16 protein-coding genes are annotated in these 20,660 nt (G+C 69.7%); 8 read left to right on the top strand and 8 right to left on the bottom strand.

What is annotated here, in order from left to right; all coding sequences use genetic code 11:
- Positions 1 to 2: 2 nt before the first annotated feature.
- A complete protein-coding gene (locus BLV39_RS07820) occupies positions 3 to 1,010 on the bottom strand; it encodes an ArsR/SmtB family transcription factor (protein WP_239083759.1) in 1,008 nt (335 codons plus the stop codon).
- A gap of 32 nt (positions 1,011 to 1,042) precedes the next feature.
- Here BLV39_RS07820 and BLV39_RS07815 point away from each other — a divergent pair, with 32 nt between their 5' ends.
- Complete coding sequence (locus BLV39_RS07815; RefSeq protein ID WP_239083758.1) at positions 1,043 to 2,266, top strand: MFS transporter; 1,224 nt, start codon at positions 1,043 to 1,045, stop codon at positions 2,264 to 2,266.
- Here BLV39_RS07815 and BLV39_RS07810 read toward each other — a convergent pair.
- Positions 2,239 to 3,534: a hypothetical protein gene (locus BLV39_RS07810; RefSeq protein ID WP_090788825.1), complete on the bottom strand. Its 1,296-nt coding sequence runs from the start codon at positions 3,532 to 3,534 to the stop codon at positions 2,239 to 2,241. The two genes, BLV39_RS07815 and BLV39_RS07810, sit on opposite strands and share 28 nt — an antisense overlap.
- Positions 3,535 to 3,654: 120 nt before the next feature.
- On the opposite strand from BLV39_RS07810, the gene BLV39_RS07805 reads away from it, so the two are divergent.
- The 3 genes from BLV39_RS07805 (at position 3,655) to BLV39_RS07795 (ending at position 8,962) form a co-directional block, all read left to right on the top strand.
- Positions 3,655 to 4,263: a hypothetical protein gene (locus tag BLV39_RS07805; protein ID WP_090788823.1), complete on the top strand. Its 609-nt coding sequence runs from the start codon at positions 3,655 to 3,657 to the stop codon at positions 4,261 to 4,263.
- A 15-nt stretch (positions 4,264 to 4,278) separates the two neighbouring features.
- Positions 4,279 to 5,547: an inositol-3-phosphate synthase gene (locus BLV39_RS07800; RefSeq protein ID WP_090788821.1), complete on the top strand. Its 1,269-nt coding sequence runs from the start codon at positions 4,279 to 4,281 to the stop codon at positions 5,545 to 5,547.
- A gap of 139 nt (positions 5,548 to 5,686) precedes the next feature.
- On the top strand, positions 5,687 to 8,962 hold the full coding sequence (locus BLV39_RS07795) for a S8 family serine peptidase (RefSeq protein ID WP_090788819.1): 3,276 nt from the start codon (positions 5,687 to 5,689) through the stop codon (positions 8,960 to 8,962).
- A 63-nt stretch (positions 8,963 to 9,025) separates the two neighbouring features.
- Here the strand turns inward: BLV39_RS07795 and BLV39_RS07790 are convergent, their stop codons facing one another.
- The 4 genes from BLV39_RS07790 to BLV39_RS07775 form a co-directional block, all read right to left on the bottom strand.
- Positions 9,026 to 9,676 carry a LuxR C-terminal-related transcriptional regulator gene (locus BLV39_RS07790; RefSeq protein WP_090788817.1) on the bottom strand — a complete coding sequence of 217 codons (651 nt, stop codon included), beginning with the start codon at positions 9,674 to 9,676 and terminating at the stop codon, positions 9,026 to 9,028.
- Entirely contained in the window at positions 9,676 to 10,854 is a 1,179-nt protein-coding gene (locus BLV39_RS07785) for a sensor histidine kinase (protein WP_143049672.1), read from the bottom strand. Before BLV39_RS07785 ends, BLV39_RS07790 begins: the two co-directional genes overlap by 1 nt.
- A gap of 58 nt (positions 10,855 to 10,912) precedes the next feature.
- Positions 10,913 to 11,545, bottom strand: coding sequence for a carbohydrate-binding protein (locus BLV39_RS07780; protein WP_143049671.1), 633 nt, complete (start codon positions 11,543 to 11,545; stop codon positions 10,913 to 10,915).
- Positions 11,546 to 11,649: 104 nt separating this feature from the next.
- Positions 11,650 to 13,218, bottom strand: a complete 1,569-nt coding sequence (locus tag BLV39_RS07775; protein ID WP_090788811.1) for a DUF1996 domain-containing protein — start codon at positions 13,216 to 13,218, stop codon at positions 11,650 to 11,652.
- Between the two features lie 214 nt (positions 13,219 to 13,432).
- On the opposite strand from BLV39_RS07775, the gene BLV39_RS07770 reads away from it, so the two are divergent.
- A complete protein-coding gene (locus BLV39_RS07770) occupies positions 13,433 to 14,299 on the top strand; it encodes an NAD(P)-dependent oxidoreductase (RefSeq protein ID WP_090788809.1) in 867 nt (288 codons plus the stop codon).
- A 125-nt stretch (positions 14,300 to 14,424) separates the two neighbouring features.
- Positions 14,425 to 14,877: an MFS transporter gene (locus tag BLV39_RS07765; protein ID WP_090788807.1), complete on the top strand. Its 453-nt coding sequence runs from the start codon at positions 14,425 to 14,427 to the stop codon at positions 14,875 to 14,877.
- On the opposite strand, the gene BLV39_RS07760 is transcribed toward BLV39_RS07765, so the two are convergent.
- A complete protein-coding gene (locus BLV39_RS07760; RefSeq protein WP_176984799.1) occupies positions 14,870 to 15,640 on the bottom strand; it encodes an SDR family NAD(P)-dependent oxidoreductase in 771 nt (256 codons plus the stop codon). The genes BLV39_RS07765 and BLV39_RS07760 overlap by 8 nt on opposite strands.
- A gap of 169 nt (positions 15,641 to 15,809) precedes the next feature.
- On the opposite strand from BLV39_RS07760, the gene BLV39_RS07755 reads away from it, so the two are divergent.
- Both BLV39_RS07755 and BLV39_RS07750 read left to right on the top strand, forming a co-directional pair.
- Positions 15,810 to 16,754: an ABC transporter ATP-binding protein gene (locus tag BLV39_RS07755; RefSeq protein WP_090791248.1), complete on the top strand. Its 945-nt coding sequence runs from the start codon at positions 15,810 to 15,812 to the stop codon at positions 16,752 to 16,754.
- Positions 16,754 to 17,497: an ABC transporter permease gene (locus BLV39_RS07750; protein WP_090788803.1), complete on the top strand. Its 744-nt coding sequence runs from the start codon at positions 16,754 to 16,756 to the stop codon at positions 17,495 to 17,497. Before BLV39_RS07755 ends, BLV39_RS07750 begins: the two co-directional genes overlap by 1 nt.
- 12 nt (positions 17,498 to 17,509) lie before the next feature.
- Here BLV39_RS07750 and BLV39_RS07745 read toward each other — a convergent pair whose 3' ends face one another.
- On the bottom strand, positions 17,510 to 20,626 hold the full coding sequence (locus BLV39_RS07745) for an ATP-binding protein (protein ID WP_090788801.1): 3,117 nt from the start codon (positions 20,624 to 20,626) through the stop codon (positions 17,510 to 17,512).
- Between the last annotated feature and the right edge of the window lie 34 nt (positions 20,627 to 20,660).

Below are 20,660 nucleotides of genomic sequence, written 5' to 3'. Positions count from 1 at the left end.
ACTCACCCCACTCCGGCCAACAGGTCACCGAGATCGGAGCGGCGATAGAGCACGGCTCGGCCGTGTCTGGCGCTGACGAGTAGTCCGCCTGTGCGCAACGCTCGCAGGTGCTGGTTGACGGCTGTGGTGGTGACACCGAGGCGGGCTGCCAGTTCGGTCGAGGAGCTGGGCGTGCCCAACTGGACGAGGAGGCCGGCCCGAGTGGCGCCGAGGAGACCGCTCAGGGCGTCGGGGGCCGGCAGGGACTGTGGCTCCCAGAGGGTGGCCACTCCGCGCGCGCTGTAGAGGATCATCGGCGCTTCAGCGGCTGAGATCGGCGTTGAGGCGTTGGTTGTCCACAGTGTCGGCACGAGCGTGAGTCCGCCTGTGGTCGTTGTCGTGTAGTCGAGATTTGATCGCAGTTGGACCTCAACGGCGTTGCCGACGAGCCTGACCGTGCTCGACAGCTCGGAGAACATCGCCGCGAGCCCATGTTGGGCGATTTGCCGGCCGCGGAAGGTGACGTCGCCTTCCAGTAGCGCGCGCATCCGTGCCCAATGCGGTTCAAAACAGCGCCGCCAGTACTCGGTGAGTGCGTCGATGATCCGGGCCAGGACCCGTGGCGCCGGGCCACGCAGCGGTTCGGGCAGAGGCGCGCCGTGAACTGCTTGCAGGTCTCGCCGGACAACGGCCGGGTCAGTGTCGGCCAGGCCCGCCAACTCCTCGTCGATGCGGGTCAAAGGCGAGAAGGGGCGCGGGTTGAGGAAGTCGGGCGTCCAAAGCCGGGCGTTGGTCAGTGCGAGCAGCACGGAGCCGTCGAGGCTGTCGCGGATGTCCTCCAACGCCCGCAGCCAACGCAGGTGCAGCGGATATCGGCCTGGATCGCGCCAGGCGCGCAGGGACAGAACCAGTTCGTTCAACGGGGATACGGCGAACCGGACATCAGCCAGGTCCAACCCCACCAGCTCGTACCGGACGACCATGAAGCAAAATGCTACATCGGTGGCGTCGGTGCCCGGCCGCTGAGTCAACTGTCGGCGTGTACCTTGCCGAAAAAAGCCGCGTGGCCAAAGGGATCCGCCGCTACCTGGGTCCGGTCGACCCGGTCGCCCGCGCGCTGACCTGGGCGACCGTGGCCGCCTCCCTGTCCAAGGGGGTCTTCTTCAGCGTCAGCGTGCTGTTCTTCACCCGGGTCGCCGGCTTCACCGCGACCACCGTCGGATACGGCCTGACGATCGCCGGCGCCGCCGCCGTCGGCGCCGCGCTGGGCGCAGGCTACCTAGCCCGTACATTCGGCGCCCGCAGGGTGTTGTTGGCCGTGACCGTCGGCCAGGGCTTGGCGCTGGCTTCATATCTTCTTGTCCGCACGCCATCGGCCTTCGTGATCGTCGCGTGCGCCGCGGTTGGCCAGCAGGCCATGCAGCGCACCGCGCTGGCGACGATGATCGCGGAGTCCTTCACCGGGCGGGACCGCGTCGAGGTACGCGCTCGGCTGCGCGTGGTCACCAACGTCTCCATCGCCGCGGGAACCGCGCTAGCGGCCGTCGCCCTCGCGATCGGCACGACACCGGCGTACGTGCTGGCGATGCTCACCACATCCGCGCTGCTGCTCGTTTCCGCGTTCCCGCTGAGTCGAGTACGCGGCATCGCCGAGCCCGTCGACGGCCCCCAGAGACGGGCTCGGGGCCGGTCGCCGTTCCTCGACCGCACCTATCTGGTGGCGACCTGCCTCTATGCCGTCATGACCATGCAGTTCGGCATGCTGACGGTGGGGGTACCGCTGTGGGTCGCTGGTTGGACCAAGGCCCCAACGGTGACCGTGCCCGCGCTCCTGGCGTTGAACACCGTCATCGTTTCCCTGCTGCAAGTCCGGGCGGCGCGCGGTGCGAACACCCTCCACTCGGCGGGACGGGCGGTCGCCCAAGCCGGCACGTTGCTCGCGGTGGCCTGTGGGCTCTACGCGGCGGCCGCCCACGGCGCTGTCGCAGCCATGGTTGTGGCGTTGACGCTCGCGACCATCGCGCACAGCTTCGCCGAGATCCTCGCCGAGGCCGGCGGTTGGACGCTCGCCTTCGAGCTCGCCGACCCGGCCAACGCCGGCGCCTACCAAGGTGTCAACCAGACCGGCATGGCCGTGGGCAGCATGCTCGCACCATTGGTCGTAACCACCACGGCGATCGAGCACGGAACGGCCGGATGGGCGGCGCTGGCCGCGCTCTTTCTGGTCACCGGCCTGGCAACCCTGAGGCTCGTCCGCCGTCAGGCGGGTTTGCGGTGCATGCGGTAGTGGAGGACCAGGAACGGTAGGCCGAAGACGCTGAAGGCGTGCTCCGCGACCAGGTCCCCGTCCGCGGTGACGAAGACGTCTAGCCGCTCCGCGAAACCGTGGACGCTCAATGCCGTCAGCCGTCGGGTGGTCGCGTCCACATAGGTCAGATAGTGGCCAGGCTGGTCGCCCTGCCCTCGGCTGCTCAACGTCAGCCCGCCGTCGGGACGGGGCCGGGGCTCCAGCGTCGCCGTGAAGCTCGCTTGGGGCAACGGAAAGCCGACGCTCACGTACCCCCTGTCTTCGTGTCGATAGGTGGTGTAGATGCCGACGTAGATCGGCTCGTCGGTGTCCGCGAACGAACGGATCCACCCCCGGACGCTGACCGTCGCGTCCTCCGGGCGCGTGATCGTGTCGATCCGGCTCAGGATGCCGCGTTGGGTTTCGCGCTGGTTCATCGGCACGTTGGCCTGGCCGAGCGGCCGCGCGACCAGCGTGCGGTAGAGCAGGTAGCCGGGGCGCACCCACAGCCGCCACTCCGGCACGATGTCGAGAGTGAAGCGGGTCGTGTGCTCGTAGAACTCCCGTACCCGCGGATCCACCTCGCCCGGAGCGAACGCCGGGCCGGCCAGATCGTCGAGGCTGGCGACGATGCCGATGTCGGGGGTGGCGGGGTGGTATTCGCCGCCGATGACGGTTGCCAGCTCGCGCACGTAGCCGGTGCCGACGTAGCGGGTGCGGGCCTCGAGCGGCACGACGAACGGCAGGTCCGCCGGATCGACGTCCTCGGCGAGCAGGCTCACCTGGGCGTTGCGGAAGATCAGAGCCGACGCGGTACGGAAGACGACCACCGTCACGGCGGCCACCACCGCGGCCGGCACGTCGCCCCAGATCGCACCCAGGGCCCAACCGATGCCGGCACCGAGCAGCGGGCCGAGTACGACCTTGTGCGGACGGATGCCGAGCAGTCCGACGAGCGCCCCGGCGAGCACGCCGACGACGATCGGGCCTAGCCCGGTCAGCCGTCCCACCAGCCAGCCGAGCGGCGCGACGAGCGCGGCGCTCATGACGATGCGGGACCAGAGCGCCGGAATCTCGCCGGGCTTCTGGAGGGTCCGGGCGACCACGTCGGCGGCCGCGAGCGCGACGGCGCCGACCACCGTGCCGATGACGATCGCGGTGGTGCCCCAACCAGCCGTGAGCGCCGCGCCGCCGAGCGCGCCGATCGCACCGGCGAAGACGGCCGAGCCGCGCCGGTCCGGGCCCTTACGCCCACCCTCGGTTTCCATGCCCAAGGTCTACCTCACGCCACCACGGCGGCAGCGGTTTGTAGACCATGGTTGACAAACTGTGGGCGGGTGCCGTTAGTTTGTAGATGGGGTTCTACGAACCTGCGGGAGGGAACCGGCATGGTGAAAGAGATGCTCAGCGTCGGCGATATCGCGGCGATGTTCGGAGTCGAGGCCAAGACCGTCAGCATGTGGCGGTTGCGGTACGCGGAGTTTCCCGAGCCGGACGTCCTGGTCGGCGGCATGGCGGGCTGGGATCCCGACCGGGCTCAGGAGCTCCGGGTCTGGGAGAGCCGCCGGCCCGGGCAGGGTCGGCGCGCGCTGCTGGCCGAGCACGTGCAGGAAGTGCTGCGCCGGACGTTCGTCTTTCAGTTCATGCGTCCCGCCGACTTCGCGTGGGCTCCGATCGACTTTCCCGGCATCGTGTACGACGACGGAGTGCTCGCCGACGGCATGGAGGCCAAGGCGGCGCAGCACCTGATCGACGTTCTTCGCGACCAGGGCTACGAGATCGTCTTCCAGGACCCGGCCACCGATGCCGTGGAGGCGGTGCGGCGCGTGCTCTGGGACCGGTGGACCGCCGACGAGGTCGGCGAGCGCGAGTTCATCGGCCGGCTGTTCGACGACCACGGCCGGATCTATCACGGCTGCACCGCCTTCGACGCCGCCGATTACACGCTGCGCAGGCTCGCGGCGCTCGGTGGCGAGCTTCGCCCCCGTCAATCCTGAGAGGCTGGAGACTTCGTGGAGAAACGCATCGCGCCTGCCGCGGGCAGGTTGGGCGTGCTGACCGTCGGGCTCGGCGCCGTGGCGTCGACGTTCATCGCCGGCGTCGAGCTGATCCGGCAGGGCCTCGCCCAGCCCATCGGTTCGCTCAGCCAGCTCAGCAGGATCCGCCTCGACGAGGCGGCAGACCCGGAGCTCATTCGTGACGTCGTGCCGCTGGCCGGCCTCGACCAACTCGTCTTCGGCGCCTGGGATCCGTTCTCGGACAACGCCTACGAGGCCGCGCTCAGATGTGGGGTGCTCGACCGGTACGTCCACATTGAACCTATCGCCGCCGCGCTCAAAGAGATCGAGCCCATGCCGGCCGTCTTCGACCAGGCGTACGTGCGGCGGCTCGACGGCACGAACGTCAAACCGGCGGCGACCAGACGCGAGCTGGCCGAGGCCCTCCGCAAGGACATCCGCGACTTCAAGGCGGAGCGCACGTGCGACCGGCTGGTCGTGATCTGGTGCGCGTCCACCGAGGTCTACCTCGAACCGGGTGCGGCCCACCACGACCTGGCTGCGCTCGAAACGGCGCTGGACGCCAACGACCCGAGCGTCCCGCCCTCGATGCTGTACGCGTACGCGGCCCTCAAAGAGGGTGTGCCCTTCCTCAACGGCGCGCCCAACCTCACCACCGACGTGCCGGCGATGGTGGAGCTCGCGAACACGGCCGGTGTGCCGATCGCCGGCAAGGACTTCAAGACGGGGCAGACGCTCCTGAAGACCGTGCTCGCGCCGATGCTGAGAACCCGCATGCTCGGGCTCGCCGGCTGGTACTCGACCAACATCCTCGGCAACCGCGACGGCGAGGTGCTGGACGATCCCGACAGCTTCCGGACCAAGGAGAAATCCAAGCTCGGCGTGCTCGAGCACATCCTGGAACCGGAGCGGCACCCCGAGTTGTACGGCGACTTCCACCACCAGGTCCGCATCAACTACTACCCGCCGCGCGGCGACCAGAAGGAGGGCTGGGACAACGTCGACATCGTCGGTTGGCTCGGCTATCCGATGCAGATCAAGGTCGACTTCCTGTGCCGGGACTCGATCCTGGCGGCGCCGCTCGTGCTCGATCTCGTGCTCTTCACCGATCTGGCCCAGCGGGCCGGCCTGTCCGGCGTGCAGGACTGGCTGTCGTTCTACTTCAAGGACCCGCAACACGCTCTCGACGTCCGCCCTGAGCACGACCTTTTCGTGCAGCGGACCACGCTCGAGAACACGCTCCGGACGCTTGCTTCGTCCTAATAGTGCGGATGGCACGAAGCTAAGGTCACGAGACCGTCACGACGAAAAACCTGGTAGTGACAGCAATCGCTCGAAGAGCGAAAGATGCGTCACACGCCCCCTGCGTTGCAGGGCGTTCTCCCCCTCGGAGGAACCAGACGTGACCTACCCCCAGAACCAGAGACGGCGAGTGTTCGCCGGACTCCTAGCGACCGTGTTGGCGACCGGCCTGTCGACGCTCGCCGTCGGCACGCCGGCCGCCAGCGCCGATCCCGGCGCCGACGGCCACGCTCTCAAGCAGAGCAGCGTGGACACACTCGGCGCCCACGACCTCGAGCTGTTGGCAGAGGCAAAAGCCAAGCGCGCGAGGTCCGTGATGCTGATCGTCGCCACCGACAAGGGCGAATCGGCGGATGTGGCCGCCGGCCTGAAGAAGCTCGGTGCGACGGTCGCGAAGCGGGTCGACTCGGTCGGCTACGTCCGGGCCAGCGTGCCCACCAACTCGGTTCTCAACGCCGCCAGGTTGCCGGGTGTCGCGGCGGTCGATCTCGACGAGATCATCCCGATGCCCGAGCCGGAGCCCACGGCCGCACGCGCCCAGATCGCGGCGCAGGCGGTGACGGTCGGGCCGCCCGGTGCCGACACGCCCGCCGCCAACCCGTACATGCCGACCGCCGAGACCGGGTCGGTCGCGTTCAAGGAAGCGCACCCGCAGTGGGACGGCCGCGGGGTCACGATCGGCATCATGGACGCCGGCGTCGACCTCGACAACCCGGCGCTGCAGACCACGTCCACCGGCGAGCGGAAGATCGTCGACTGGTTCACCGCGACCGACCCGGTCTTCGACGGTGACGGCACCTGGCGGGCGATGGTGACAAACGTCGCGGGCCCGTCGTTCACCTACCAGGGCCAGCAGTGGACGGCGCCCCGGGCCGGCGCCTTCAAGGTCAACCGGTTCAACGAGAACATCACGGCCGCAAGTGCGCCCGGCGGCGACGTCAACCGCGACGGTGACAGGGCCGATCTGTTCGGCGTGCTCTACGACCCGGTGAGCCACGACGTCTGGGTCGACGCCAACCAGGACCGCGACTTCACCAACGACGGCGGCGCGATGCGGCCGTACGGTGAGAACTTCCAGGTCGGACACTTCGGCACCGACAACCCCGCCACCGCGGTGCGGGAGCAGATGCCGTTCGTCGTCGAATACCGCGAGGACGTCGACGCCACCCCGATTGGCGGGCCCGCGGCGACCGACTTCGTCAACATCGGCATCATCGAGGACCAGCACGGTTCGCACGTCGCGGGCATCACGGCCGCCAACAACATGTTCGGCAACGACAACCTCGACGGGCAGGCGCCCGGCGCGAAGCTGGTGTCGGCCCGCGCCTGCACCTGGGGCGGCGGCTGCAGCGCGGCGGCGTTGACCGACGGCATGGTCGATCTCGTCGTCAACCGGCACGTCGACGTCGTCAACATGTCGATCGGCGGCCTGCCGTCGCTCAACGACGGCAACAACGCCCGTGGTCAGCTCTACCAGCGGTTGATCAACGACTACGGCGTTCAGCTCGTCTTCTCGGCCGGCAACAGCGGCCCTGGCGTCAACACCGTCGGCGACCCCAGCGTCGCGGACGATGTGATCAGCGTGGCTGCGAGCATCAGCAAGGAGACCTGGCTGGCCAACTACGGGTCCGTCACGCGCACCCCGAACCAGCTGTTCAACTTCTCGTCCCGCGGACCGAGTGAGGATGGTGGCCTCAAGCCGACCATCTCCGCGCCCGGCTCCGCGATCTCCACCACTCCGCTGTGGCAGCCGGGCATTCCGGTGGCGGACGCGGGCTACCCGTTGCCGCCGGGCTACCAGATGATCAACGGTACGTCGATGGCGTCGCCGCAGACGGCCGGCGGTGTCGCGCTGCTGCTGTCCGCGGCGAAGGCGACCGGTCAAACGGTGACCCCCGCCGCGCTGCGCCGGGCGGTCTCGTCCTCCGCGGCGTGGATCGACGGCGTTCCCGCGTACGCGCAGGGCAACGGCCAGCTCGACGTGCCGGGCGCGTGGGACCTGCTGGCCCAGGGCCCGCTGGAGACACGGACGTACGACGTGCACGCACCCGTGTGCACGCCGCTCTCCGACTCCCTGGCCACGCCGGACAAGGGCGATGGCATCTACAACCGGTGCGCGCCCAGCGAGGGCGGGCAGCGGCCCAACGACAAGAAGTCGTACACGGTGAAGGTCACCCGCACCTCCGGCCCGAAGGGCGACATCAAGCACGCCGTCCGCTGGGTCGGTGACGACGGGTTCTTCCGCAACGCGCCGAAGAACCTGATCCTGCCGCTCAACAAGACGGCGACGTTCACCGTCGAGACCCGCGGTGGCGAGGGCGTGCACAGCGCGATCATGCAGGTCGACGACCCGAAGACGCCGGTCGTCGACTTCGAGTTCCTCAACACCGTGGTGATCGCCAACGTGCCGACGAAGAAGGAGTTCCGCTACTCCACGAGCGGGTCGGTCGACCGGAACGGCTACACGTCCTACTTCGTCGCCGTGCCCGAGGGCACGAAGGCGTTGCAGGTCAACCTCTCGGGCATCGCGACGGGATCGCAGACCCGGTTCATCGCGATCAACCCGTGGGGTGTGCCGGCGGAAGACACCGGCAGTCCCTTCTGCTACACCAACTTCTCCGATCCCAATGTCTGCAAGCCGGAGGAGCGGTCCTACGAGAACCCGATCCCGGGGATCTGGGAGCTCGAGGTCGAGGCCCGTCGGACGTCACCGACGCTGGAGAACCCGTTCCAGCTCACCGCGCGCATCCAGGGTGTCGCGGTGGACCCGGCCGATGTCGAGCTGCCGTCCGTGGCGGCCGGAGTGGCCACCCCGGTCACGTGGCAGGTCCAGAACGTGTTCGGGCCGGTTCGGGTCTCGGGTCAGGGAGGTCCGCTCGGCAGCGCGATGGTGAGCCGGCCGAGCATCGCCGAGAACGAGCTCCAGACGTACGAGGTGACCGTGCCCGCCGGGGCGTCCCGGCTCGACGTCGCGATCGGCAATCCGAGTGACCAGGGTGCCGACCTCGACCTCACGGTCCGGCTCAACGGTGCGGTCGTCGGCCAGGACGCCGACGGCGACTCGGAGGAGGCGGTCTCGATCGTCGACCCGGAGCCCGGCGTCTACGAGGTAGAGGTGGCCGGCTACGCGGTTCCTGCCGGAACCACGGAGTACGACTACCGCGACGTGTTCTACGCCGCGTCGCTCGGAGCGGTGTCCGCCCCGGACACCGTGGTCGACCTCGTGTACGGCGGCTCCACGTCGATCAGCGGCACGGTCACGGCGCAGTCCGTTCCGCCCGCCGGCCGGCAACTCCTGGGCGAGCTGCGGATCGTCACCGACGAGGGCTCGGTCGTCGGGCGCAGCAACGTGCTGATCGGTGCGGTAACCGGCTGAGTTCCCACAGAATGGCGAAAGCCCGTCCCCATCCGGGGGCGGGCTTTCGCCGTTCAGGCGACCTCACGGCTGTTCCGCGGTCCAGCGGACGACGGCCTCCGTGCGGCTGCGCACGCCGAGCTTGGCGAAGATGTGGTTCAGGTGGTTCTTCACCGTCTTCTCGGTGAGCCAGAGCTCTTGCGCGATCGCGGCGTTGGACAGGCCCTGACACAGCAGGTTCACCACTTGCAGCTCACGCTCGGTGAGGCTGTTGTATGCCGGGTTGACGCGCCGGGGGGTCTGCGCGCGGGTCATCGACACGGCCACGGACGCGGCGATCGGGGAGAGCCAGCCACGACCACCGACGACCTCGTGCACGGCGCGCAGCAGGTCGCCTGGCTCGAACTCGCCATGCACCAGGTAGCCCCGCGCTCCTCCCTGCAGCATGTCGCCGATGGTCTGCGGATCGTCGGAGCTGGTAAGGGCCAGCACGGCGGAATGTTGGCCCAGCTCGCCGACGACCGACAACCCGTCGGCGATCGGCATTCGATGGTCCAGCAACGTGACCGCGGGCCGCAGCCGCTTGGCCAGGGCCAACGCCTCACGGCCGTTCGCGGCCTCCCCCACGACCCGGATCCGGTCGTCGGCCGCGAGGATCCCGCGCAGGGCGCTCCGCATGATCGGGTTGTCGTCGACGACCAGGACGTCGATCGTGGCTGCCGGGGCTTGTGTCATCACGCTCTCCCCGATCGGACGGACACGTCCTCGGGCACGCGCACCGTGATCCTGGTGCCGGCACCGGGCGCGGAAGCGATGTGCAGGACGCCACCGGCCGTCCTCGCTCGCTCGTTCATGCCGACGATGCCGAAGTGGCCGGCGGTCTGGAGACCGGCGAGGTCGGCCGGCACGACGAAACCGACCCCGTCGTCGGAGATCTCGAGCAGGAGGCCGTGCGGCTCCCGGGCGAGCCGGACGGCGACCCGCCGGGCGCGGCCGTGCCGGGCGACGTTGGCGAGTGCCTCGCGCAGGATCCGGGTCAGCTCGTACGACACCGAGTCGAGCGAGTCGACCGTGGCCGCCGAGACCCGGATGGGGACGCCGGTCGACGCGCTCCAGGCCTGGCACAGCTCGTAGACACCCGCGGCGAGGTTGCCGACGTCGAACCGCATCTCCTCCAGCAGCTCCCGGGCCTGTTGGGCGGCCGCCGTGGTTCCCGCGACGACCGTGCCGGCCAGGTGCTCGGCCAACGCGGGCTGGCGCCGCAGCACCGACGGCAGGGCGAGCGCGGCGAGGGAGACGCCCCGCAGGGTCTTGGTGACCGAGTCGTGCAGCTCCCGCGCCAGCCGCGCGCGCTCGGACGCGACGGCCGAGCGTTGCGCGGAGGCGACGAGCTGGGTGGAGAGCTCAAGCTGGTTGGTCAACACGGTGGTGGCCAGCGCCGCGCCGACGCCGGCGACGGCTCCGGCCATCGGGAATGCGACCACGAAGGCCACGAGTTCGACCGGCGCCTCGGTGCGGCGCAGCACACCGGCGATGACGACGTAGCCCAACGCGGCGTGGGCGGCCCACACCGGCAGGGCGCGCAGACCAAGGAGGACCCCCGCCACGGCACCTGCCCCGGCGGCATAGCAGAAATAGGCGACGCTCCCGTTGCTGACGGCGAGCACCCCGAGCACCAGCGCCGAGTCGACGGCGATCACGGCGAACGGCCGGGTGACCAGGCCCGGCCACCGGCCGAGGGCGGCGAGCTGCGCGGCCGTCGCCGCCACGACCAGAAGGATGACCGCGATGACCGGCATGCGGTCGTGCACGAGTAGGAGGCCGGCCGCGGCAGCGGTGATCGTGGCCGCCGCGCGGCCGATCAGCACGGCCCGGGCCAGCGCCGCAGCGGCGACCTCGCGCCCGACACCCATCACTGCCCGCTCCGCCCCTCGCCCGCAGCCGCACGCTATAGGAATCGATTCTGAAGTGCTAGGAGATGACGACCTGGTCGACATCGGGGGCAGGGGTGTCGTCGTTGAAGAGCGACACCCGCACCGGGCCGGCCGGTAGCTCGGCGGTGAACCGGAACGAACGCGGAGTCGTCCAGTCGGTGCCGCCGACCTGGAAGGTGCGGGCCGGGTCGTTGTTGACCTTCACCTTGAGTGCTCGGTAGCCGTCGGACTCGTAGACGACGGTGATGGTGCGCTTTCCGGCGACCGGCACGGTGGCGCGGACGACCACCTGACACGAGACGCACAGGTACCGGACTCGGGCGCCGCCGCGGCAGGTGGCGCACTCGGTCGGCGCCGCGCCGCCGGTCAAGGTGTTATCGAGGTCCTCCGCCTCGACAGTGATCGGCACGAATCGGGCTGACGGGCTGACATCGGCCGTGGGGGCGGCGGCGCTCGGGCTCGGGCTCGGGGAAGTGGCCGCGATCACGGCGGCTTGCGGGGAGGACGACGAGGGCGCCGCCGGCCGGGGCTCGTGGTGCGGAGTGATCAGCGGCGGGACGGTGACAGTTGCGACGGCGACAGCGACGATCACCACAGCGAGCCCCAGCCACTGACGGCGGCGGGGGCGCTGGTGACTCGGCAGGGTGTCCGGCGCAATGCCGTTGGCCACGCGCACTCCTCGGTGGGGCTTGGTCAATCCCGGCAGCGTCGACAATACGACGAGGGGTGGAGCGGCCACGGCAGCCGCCCCACCCCTAGTGCCCTGTGGAACAGTTACGGCAGCAGGTAGTCCTTGTTCAGCACGTACGGCGCGGGCTGCTGGTCGTCCCGGCCGTCGTGGCCCTGGGGGTCACACTGCCGGGCCGCCACGATGCACCCGTTGATCATCGCCGCGAGGGTCCGGTCGTCCCAGTTGTTGATGAAGTCGTAGTGGAACGTCGGGCCGGCGCCGCTGGAGAACTTCACCTTCGACATGTCGCCGTTGACCGGCCACGCCATCTTGAACTCCAGCTTCGGCACCGCGACCGGGTGGCTGTCCGGGCAGACCACGCCCGAGGCGCTGTGGGTGTCGATCGGGTACGCCATGTGGCTCTGGTGGTCCGGCGAGTCCAGGTGGAGGCCGTCCCAGCAGCTCGGCGCCTGGTAGCGGATGTTGAGCTTCACGCTGCGCTCAGTGGGGCAGGTCAGCGGGATGTTCTTGTTCTTGTAGCTGTCGCCGCACTCGAAGCCTTCCTCGGTGGCGGCGAGGAACTTGTTGGCGTCGGTGTTCTTGGCGTTGCCGACGACGAAGCGGAGACCCTTGGGGAACGGCCGCACGCTGCGGTAGTCGTACACGCCGCTCTTGTAGTAGATGGTCTGCAGACCCTCGGGGTTGACCGCGGTGTCGCCGTTGTAGAGCGTCGGCATCCAGTACGCGGACAGGTCGCCCTTGGCCTTGCACGTGGTCTGGCCCTTGGAAAGGGACTCGATGGTGCTGTTCGCGTTCGTGGTGGTGTTACCCATGAACGTGTGCATGTGCGCCGCACCCGGCAGCTTCGGGAAGACGATCGGGTCGTCGCCGAGGTTGGTCCGGCTCACCGAGCAGTTCGCCTGGAACTCGTGGAAGCCGCCCTTGTTCGGCGGAACCGCGCGCGACGGCTTGACGTTGGTCACCGGGTTCGGCGCCATGATCCAGCCGGCCTGGTTGTTGCCACCGGAGTTGTCCGGCGTGCCGGTCGTCGGGCTGGTCGAGGTGCTCGGCTTCGTGGTGGGCGACGCGCTCGACGACGGGTCGTTGGGCGCGGTGGTGGTCGGCGCGGTGCTGGGCTGCGTGCCCGAACCGGCCGCCTTGCCGAACACCTGGAACTCGAACAGCGAGTACCCGTAGCCCCCGGACCGGACAGTGCCGTACATCCGCACGAAACGGCCGGTGCCGCTCACGCTGTGGGTCTCGTTGCCGCCAGGACCCGTGGCGGTCTTGTAGACCGTGGTCCAGGTCTTCGCGTCGTTCGAGAGCTGGAGTTCGTACGCCTTGGCCGACGCCCGTTCCCAGTTCAGCACGATCTTCTCGACGGCCGCCGGCGCACCAAGGTCGACCTGGAGCCACTGCGGGTCGGAGAAGGTGCTCGACCAACGCGTCTTGGTGTCACCGTCGACCGCCGCCTCGGCGGGGAAGGCGCGTCCCTCACTGGAGGAGGCGAGCACCGGCTTGCCCTGGGAAAGAACTGTCTCCTCGGCGCCGGCGAGGTGCAGCTGCCCGACGGCGAACCAACCGACGAGACCGGCGAGTGCGAGACCGATGCCGGCCTTGGTGAGGCGGCGCGATCGCGACGAGCGATGGGCGGAAGGGGGACGGGATCTCATCGGGATTTCTCCATTGCTGGCAAGAAGATCGAGTAACCCGCCGAACGTTAGTCATGCGGAGAGCCCGGGTCTTGAGCCCAAAGACCCAGAACTGAAGCGTCGAAAATCGCAGAGAAAAACTGTTATCGCCGTCATACGGGCAACAGTTCTTTAGGAGATTCTTAAGTGTACGGCGGCTTGACCTCAAGCCGCGTTGACGTTTGAAGATGGTGCCATGCGCACCGTCAAGTCATCAACACCAAGGGTCGCGGTCATCGGCACGGGAGCCATCGGCAGCGCGGTCGTCCACCGTCTTCTCGGAGGTGGTCACGACGTCGCGGTGTGGAACCGCACCGCTGGTCGGACAACGGATCTGGCCGCGGCCGGGGCGGTGCCGCAGGAGTCCGTCCGCGACGCACTGTCGTACGGCACGCTCGTGTTCCTGACTCTCAAGGACTACGCGGCGACGCGGCATTGTCTCGCGGAAATCGACGCGGACCTGTCAGCCCAGACGATTGTCGGCCTGTACACGGGCACGGCCGAGGAAGCGCGACTGACCGCGCAGCGGGTGCACGACTTCGGCGCGCGATACCTCGACGCCGGAATTCAGGCATCGCCGGAGATGATCGGCGCCGGCACCGCCGCGATCCTTTACAGCGGCTCCCGCGACGGGTTCGAGCGACACGAGCCGACGCTGGAGCTACTGGGCAGGCCGCGCCTGGTCGGCGAAGCGCCAGACGCGGCCGCGATGTGGGACCTAGCCCTGTTCGGAGTCTGGTACGACGCCCAACTCGGCCTCCTCAGAGCCCTCGACACCGCGCGCGCGGCCGGCATCGACGTCGCCGATTTCGCCCAGACAGCGACCGCACAACTCGGGCACGTGGTCACGGCGGCGGACGCCGCCGTTTCGGAGGTACGGCAGGCGTCGTACCCGCCGGGCCCGGCGGACCTCACCGAACACCTGACGGTCATTCGCCATCTCATCGAAATGCGGACCGGTCACCGTCTTGGCGATGGCGGCCTGCCGGAGGTCGCGGCGCGAATCGAATCGCTCATCGCGGACGGCCGCGGAGGCGAAGGCCTGACCGCGACAGTGGGGTAGAGATTGGTCCAGTTTCTCGACTGAGTTTCGGCTCTCATCAGGGGATCGATTCGCTCCTACGGTCAGCTCGTGACCACGATGACGATGACCGCGGCAACCCGGCCCCCCTGGCCACGCGCCCCCTGATGCTGGTGTCCGCCGCGGTGCGCACGCCCACCCTCGCCCGCCCTTCGATCGTCTTCGCCGGCGCCGCCATGCTCAGCGGCATCGTCGCCACCTTCCTGCCGGCGGCGCTGCCACACACCGGTGACGGGTTCATCGCGATCGCCCTGCTCGTCCACGCCGTCACCGGCACCGCAGCGCGGTGGTGGGCCGGGCTGTTCGGCGATCGGCACGGTGCGCACCGGCTGCTGGTGCCCGGCGTGGTCGCCGGCGCCACCGGGCTCTCGGCCCTCGTCGTCACCACCCACCCCGTGGCTGTCCTGATAGGAATGGCCGTCTTCGGCGCCGGTTTCGGCGCGGGCGCGCTCGGCTTCGGCCTGCTCGCCACGACCACCGGATACCCCGTCGGGTTCGCAGCGGCCGCCGCCCTGTCGGTCGTCGCGCTGGTCGCCCTGCACCCCCGCCGGATCAGGTGAAGTTCGCGCCTCCGTCGACGAGCAGCGACTGGCCGTTGACGTACGCGGCGTCGTCCGAGAAGAGGAAGGCCACCATGGCGGCCAGGTCCTCAGGGTGGCCCAGGCGCGGCGATCGGACCGAGGCGAGGATCTCGTCGCGGAACTCTTGAGTGGTTCTGGCGTACGCGGTGCCGGTGAGGATCACGCCCGGGGAGAGAAGGTTGGTGCGCACACCGTGCTTCCCGCCGAGGGTCGCGGTGTGCCGGGTGAGCCCGACCAGCCCGGACTTCGCGGCCTGGTACGCGACGTGCACCGGCTCTCCCATCCAGACCGCGCTGGACATGGTGTTGACGATGGAGCCGCCGCCCTGCTTGATCATGATCGGCAGCGCGTGCCGGATGCCGTAGAGGTAGCCGGTGAGGGTGACGTCGATGGTGTGGCGCCAGACCTCGATTGGCACCGACAGGGCGTCGCTGTCGCGCCCGAAGCTCTCGGCGGACAGGTCAGCGGCCACGTTGAGCAGGCCGTCCAGCCGCCCGTACGCCCGGGTGGTGCTCTCGATCAGATCGCGGTACGACTCCTCGTCGGTGATGTCGAAGCCCCGCCCGACCGCTTTGCCACCGGCCGCCCGGATTTCCTCGGCGACCGCCTCCGCCGCCGCAGCGGACAGGTCCGCCGCCACGACCGTCATGCCCTCCTCCGCGAGCCTGACCGCGGTGGCGCCGCCGATGTTCTTCGGCGCCGCGCCGGCCACGATCGCGACCTTGTCCTTCAGCCCACGCATCTCGCATCCCCCTTGATCGATAACTATTTGCTCGCGCAAGCAATCGAACCGCCGACCAACCAGCTTGACCAGGGAACGTGGCCAATCTGACATCTGTCAGATGTCGTGTCAGATGCCGTGTCAGGGCCGTGTCAGGGCCGTGGCGGGAAGGGCGGCGAACCTGGTCCACATGACGAGCTCAGCGATCACCGCTTCCGGGTTGCGGAAGGCGTACAAGGACAAGGTCGTCCTCGACGGCATCGACCTCGACGTCCCGACCGGGACGATCTTCTCCCTGCTCGGCCCGAACGGGGCCGGCAAGACCACCGCGGTCAACGTGCTGACCACCCTGATGACCGCCGACGCCGGCACCATCCGCGTGGCCGGCCACGACGTCGCCACCGACACCAAGGCCGTGCGTGCGGCCATCGGTGTCACCGGCCAGTTCGCCGCGGTCGACGACCTGCTGAGCGGCCGCGAGAACCTCCAGCTCATCGCCGACCTCAAGCGGCTCCGCCCGGCCGAGAGCAAGCAGATCGTCACCGACCTGCTGGAGCGCTTCGACCTGACCGAGTCGGCGCAGAAGTTGGCCTCGACCTACTCCGGTGGCATGCGCCGCAAGCTCGACCTGGCGATGACCCTGGTCGGCAAGCCCAGCATCATCTTCCTCGACGAGCCCACCACCGGCCTGGACCCGCGCAGCCGCCGCACGATGTGGGAGATCATCCGCCAGCTCGTGGCCGACGGCGTCACGATCTTCCTGACCACCCAGTACCTGGAAGAAGCCGACCGCCTGGCCGACAAGATCGCTGTCCTCGACGGCGGGAAGATCGTCGCCCAGGGCACGCCGGCCGAGCTCAAGCGGCAGATCCCCGGCAGCCACGTCCGGCTCCGCTTCGCCACCGACCTCGACCTCGACACCGCCGCCCGGATTCTGACCGACGCCACCCGCGACGACGAGGACGACCTGGTCCTGCGCGCACCCAGCGACGGCAGCGCGAAATCCGTCCGCGACCTGCTGACCCAACTCGACACCAACTCGCTGGACGTCGAGGAGTTCTCCGTGCACACCCCCGACCTCGACGACGTCTTCCTCGCCCTGACCGGCAAGACCAACACGAAGGTGAGCGCATAATGCCCAGCTCGACGACGACCATGCTCGGTCGCAACTTCAAGCACACCCTCCGCAACCCCGTCGCGGTGTTCAACGCGATCCTGTTCCCGATCGTGCTCCTGCTGATGTTCGTCTACGTCATCGGCGGCGCGTTCGACATACCCGGCAACTACATCGACTACGCGACACCAGGCATGCTCATCCTGACCATCTGTTATGGACTGTCGGCCACCGCGTTGTCCGTGAACACGGACATGACCAAGGGCATCATCAACCGGTTCAAGGTCATGGACATCTCACGCAGTGCCGTCCTCAGCGCACACGTCGCGGCCAGCATGCTGCGTACCGTGATCGCTCTGGCCGCCGTCACGGGTGTGGCCCTGGCCTTCGGGTTCCGGTCGCCGGGCAGCTTCACCGACTGGCTCGGTGCGATCGGCCTGCTCGTCCTGGTCGCCTTCGCGACCACCTGGATCACGGTCGCACTCGGCCTGGCCGCCAAGACTCCGGAGTCGGCCGGCATGATCACCGTCCCGCTGGTCATGCTGCCGTTCCTCAGCAGCGCGATCGTCCCGGCCGAGACGATGGCACCGGGTGTCCGCCAGTTCGCCGAGTACCAGCCCTTCACGCCCATCATCGAGACCCTGCGTGGCCTGCTCATCGGCGAACCGTCGGGGAGCAAGGCGCTCGTCGCCGCGAGCTGGTGCGTGGGAATCGCACTGGTCGGCTACGTCTGGTCGCTGTCCACCTTCAAGAAGCGCGCCTGACAGCCGGCACCGTCAGGACGCGAATGCGACCTCGACCAGTTCGACATAGCTCGTCCGCGCACCTTCCGACGTCACCTCGGCGAACCGTTCCTCGCCGAGGTGACGTCGCGTCGCGTGCTCGATCCGGGCCGCGTCGGGCTGGGAGCGGTCCGGCATGCCGCGCACGGCGTCGCCGGCCGCGAGCAGCCGGGCCGCTTGCTCGTACTGTTCACGCCGCAGCGCCAGGTCCGCGACGCCGACGAGGATCTGGCCGACCAGGAAGGGGGGATGCCCCCCTGTGGACGCCGCCTCCCAGGCCGCCACGCGATGGGTGCGGGCCTCACGGACGTCGTCGGCCAGATAGCCGAGCAGGTCGTGGATGCCCGCGCTGATGTGCGCGTGCTCCGCCTCGTCCCTCAGCACGGCGGTCGCGATGCCGAGCTGGCGGCGGGCCTCCGCGACGTCGCCGCCCCACCGCGCGAGCTCCGCCTTGGCCAGGGCCAGTTCGAACAGCGCGTGCGGCCAGGTAACTCCTTCGGCACACCGCTGCGCCTCGGCGATGGCGGCCGCGCTGGCGTCCCGATCGCCGTTCAGCCAGTGCAGGCGGGCCAACTGGGTGCGCACCCGGATGACGTCCTCGACGGCGCCGACCTCGGCGACCGCCACGCTCGCCTGCTCGTAGTGGACGCAGGCGCCGGCGAAGTCACCGCGCATCGCGAGCAGGGCCGCCAGCTCGGACAGGGCCAGGGACATCCCGAACCGTTCGCCCAGGGTACGGAACTCGGCGAGCGCCAGCTCCACATTGGTCTGCGCTTCCGGGCCGCCCTGGCCGAGCATGATGCGCATCTTGCCGGCCTGCCAACGGGCCAGCGCGCGCACCCACGGATCCTCGTTGTCCAACACCGACTCGAACGCGGACACCGCCGTCTCCGGCGCCTCCAGAATGCGTTCCAGCGCGGCGACCAGGCCCAGCAACGGATTGCGCTGCTGCGACTGCTGGCTGAACCGGTAGGCCTTGTGGATCCACTCGGCACCCAGGTGCTCGTCGCCCCGGCCGGAGGTCACGAACAGCACGACCATCCCGTACGCCAGGGCCCGGACCTCGTCGGTCACCTCGCCGTCGAGGGCAGCGGCCGCGATCATCAGCTCGAGGCCCTCGGAGCGGCGCCCGCCGAGCCACCAGTACCAGGCGGCCGACGCGGAGAGCCGCATGGCCGACTGCGCATCACCCGCCGCGATCGCCGCCCGCATCGCGGCGGTGATGTTGTCGTGGTCGGCCGCGAGCGTGGCCAGCCACTCCAGTTGCTCCGCACGGCGCAGGTGGGGCTCCGCGGTCTCGAGGAGCTCGACGAAGTACGCGAGATGCGCCTCGCGAGCGGAGTCGGCCTCCCCCGCTTCGGCGAGCCGCTCCGCGGCGTACTCCTTGATCGTGCCGAGCATCCGATAGCGCGGGTCGCCGTCGCCCTCGGTGACCAGCAGCGATTTCTCGGCCAGCGAGGTGAGCAGCTCCAGGACCTCGTCCGCGTCGCCGCCGCAGACCCGCTCGGCCGCCCCGAGGCTCGCGCCGCCCGAGAAGACCGCGAGCCGGCGCAGGACGGTCCGCTCGGCGTCGGTGAGCAGCTCCCAGCTCCAGTCGACCACCGCGCGCAGCGTCTTGTGCCTGGGCAACGCGGTGCGGCTGCCGCTGGTCAGCAGGCGGAACCGGTCGTCGAGCCGGTTAGCGAGCTGGTCGATGGTCATGGTGCGCAGCCTGGCCGCGGCCAGTTCGATCGCCAGCGGCATCCCGTCGAGCGCCCGGCAGACGCGCACCATGGTCGCCAGGGTGTGCTCGTCGACCCCGAGGTCCTTGCGCACCGCACCGGCCCGGTCACGCAGCAGGCGGACGGCCGGCGAGTCGGCGCCGGCTTCGGTCGGCACCGCCAGCGGCTCGACCTGCCACAGGGCCTCGCCGGTGATGCCCAGCGGCTCCCGGCTGGTCGCGAGGATCCGCAGCCGCCGGCACTCCCCGAGCACCCGGTCGGCGAACCGCGCCGCCGCCTCGATCACGTGCTCGCAGTTGTCCAGGATCAGCAGCGCCTCCCGGTCGCGAATCGCGGCGATGAGCCCGTCCGTCAGGTCCGCGCTGCCGCCGGCGCCGAGCAGGGTGTCCCGGAGCCCGAGACCGGTGAGCGTCGCCTGCGCGACGTCGCCGTCGGCGCCGATGGCGGCCAGCTCCACCAGCCAGACCCCGTCCGGCAGATCGTCGACCATCGTGCGCGCGGTTTCCGTGGCCAGCCTGGTCTTGCCCGAGCCGCCCGGCCCGATCAACGTGGTCAGCCGGTGGCCGGCGACGAGCCCCCGGACCGCGGCGACGTCGGCGTCCCGGCCGACGAAGCTCGTGAGCTCGGCCCGCACGTTGGTCTTCCGGTTCTCCTCCCGCCGCCCGACCTCGCCGCGCAGCATCGCGACGTGCAGCGCCGACAGCTCAGCCGACGGGTCGACACCCAGCGCCTCGGACAAGGCCTCCCGGGTCCGTTCGTAGACGAGCAGTGCCTCGGAGTCGCGGCCGGCCGCGACCAGCGCCCGCATCAGCGAGGCGACCAGCGGTTCCCGCAACGGGTGGGCGGTCACGACGTCCGTCAGCTCCGCGACCACGTCCGCGCCGTTGCCGAGGGTGACCTCGGCTTCGAAGCGGTCCTCCAGCGCCGTCAGGCGCAGGGCCTCGAGCCGCGTCACCGCCGCGTCGAACGCTTCGCTGTCTTCCAGGCCGACGTCCCGCATGGCCGCACCGCGCCAGAGGCCGAGGGCCTCGCGGAGTAGCCCGAGCCGCTGGAGGCCCTCCTCCTGGCGGGCCTGGCCGACGAGGCGCTCGAACCGCAGGGCGTCGACGGCGTCGGGCTCGACCATGAGCCGGTAGCCGCCCGGCTGCCCTTCGACCACCCCGCCCGGCAGCACCTTGCGCAGCCGGGAAGCCAGGCGCTGAAGGGCGTTCGCCGCGTCGGCGGGCGGGTTCTTGCCCCAGATCCAGTCGACGAGGATCGACTTCGGGACGGTGCGCCCGGGCCCGAGGGCGAGGATGACCAGCAGCGCGCGCAGCCGGGCGCCCGGCACGTCGGCCACCACGCCGTCGTCCGTGCGAACTTCGAATGACCCAAGTATCCCGACCTGCACCTGGAGATTCTTTCACGACTGCCGGAGGCGGCCT

It is taken from the genome of Asanoa ishikariensis (genome assembly GCF_900107455.1).
Classification (GTDB): Bacteria; Actinomycetota; Actinomycetes; order Mycobacteriales; family Micromonosporaceae; genus Asanoa; species Asanoa ishikariensis.
Note: the sequence above shows the minus strand (reverse complement) of the source record. Positions and strands in the feature narration are given on the sequence as shown.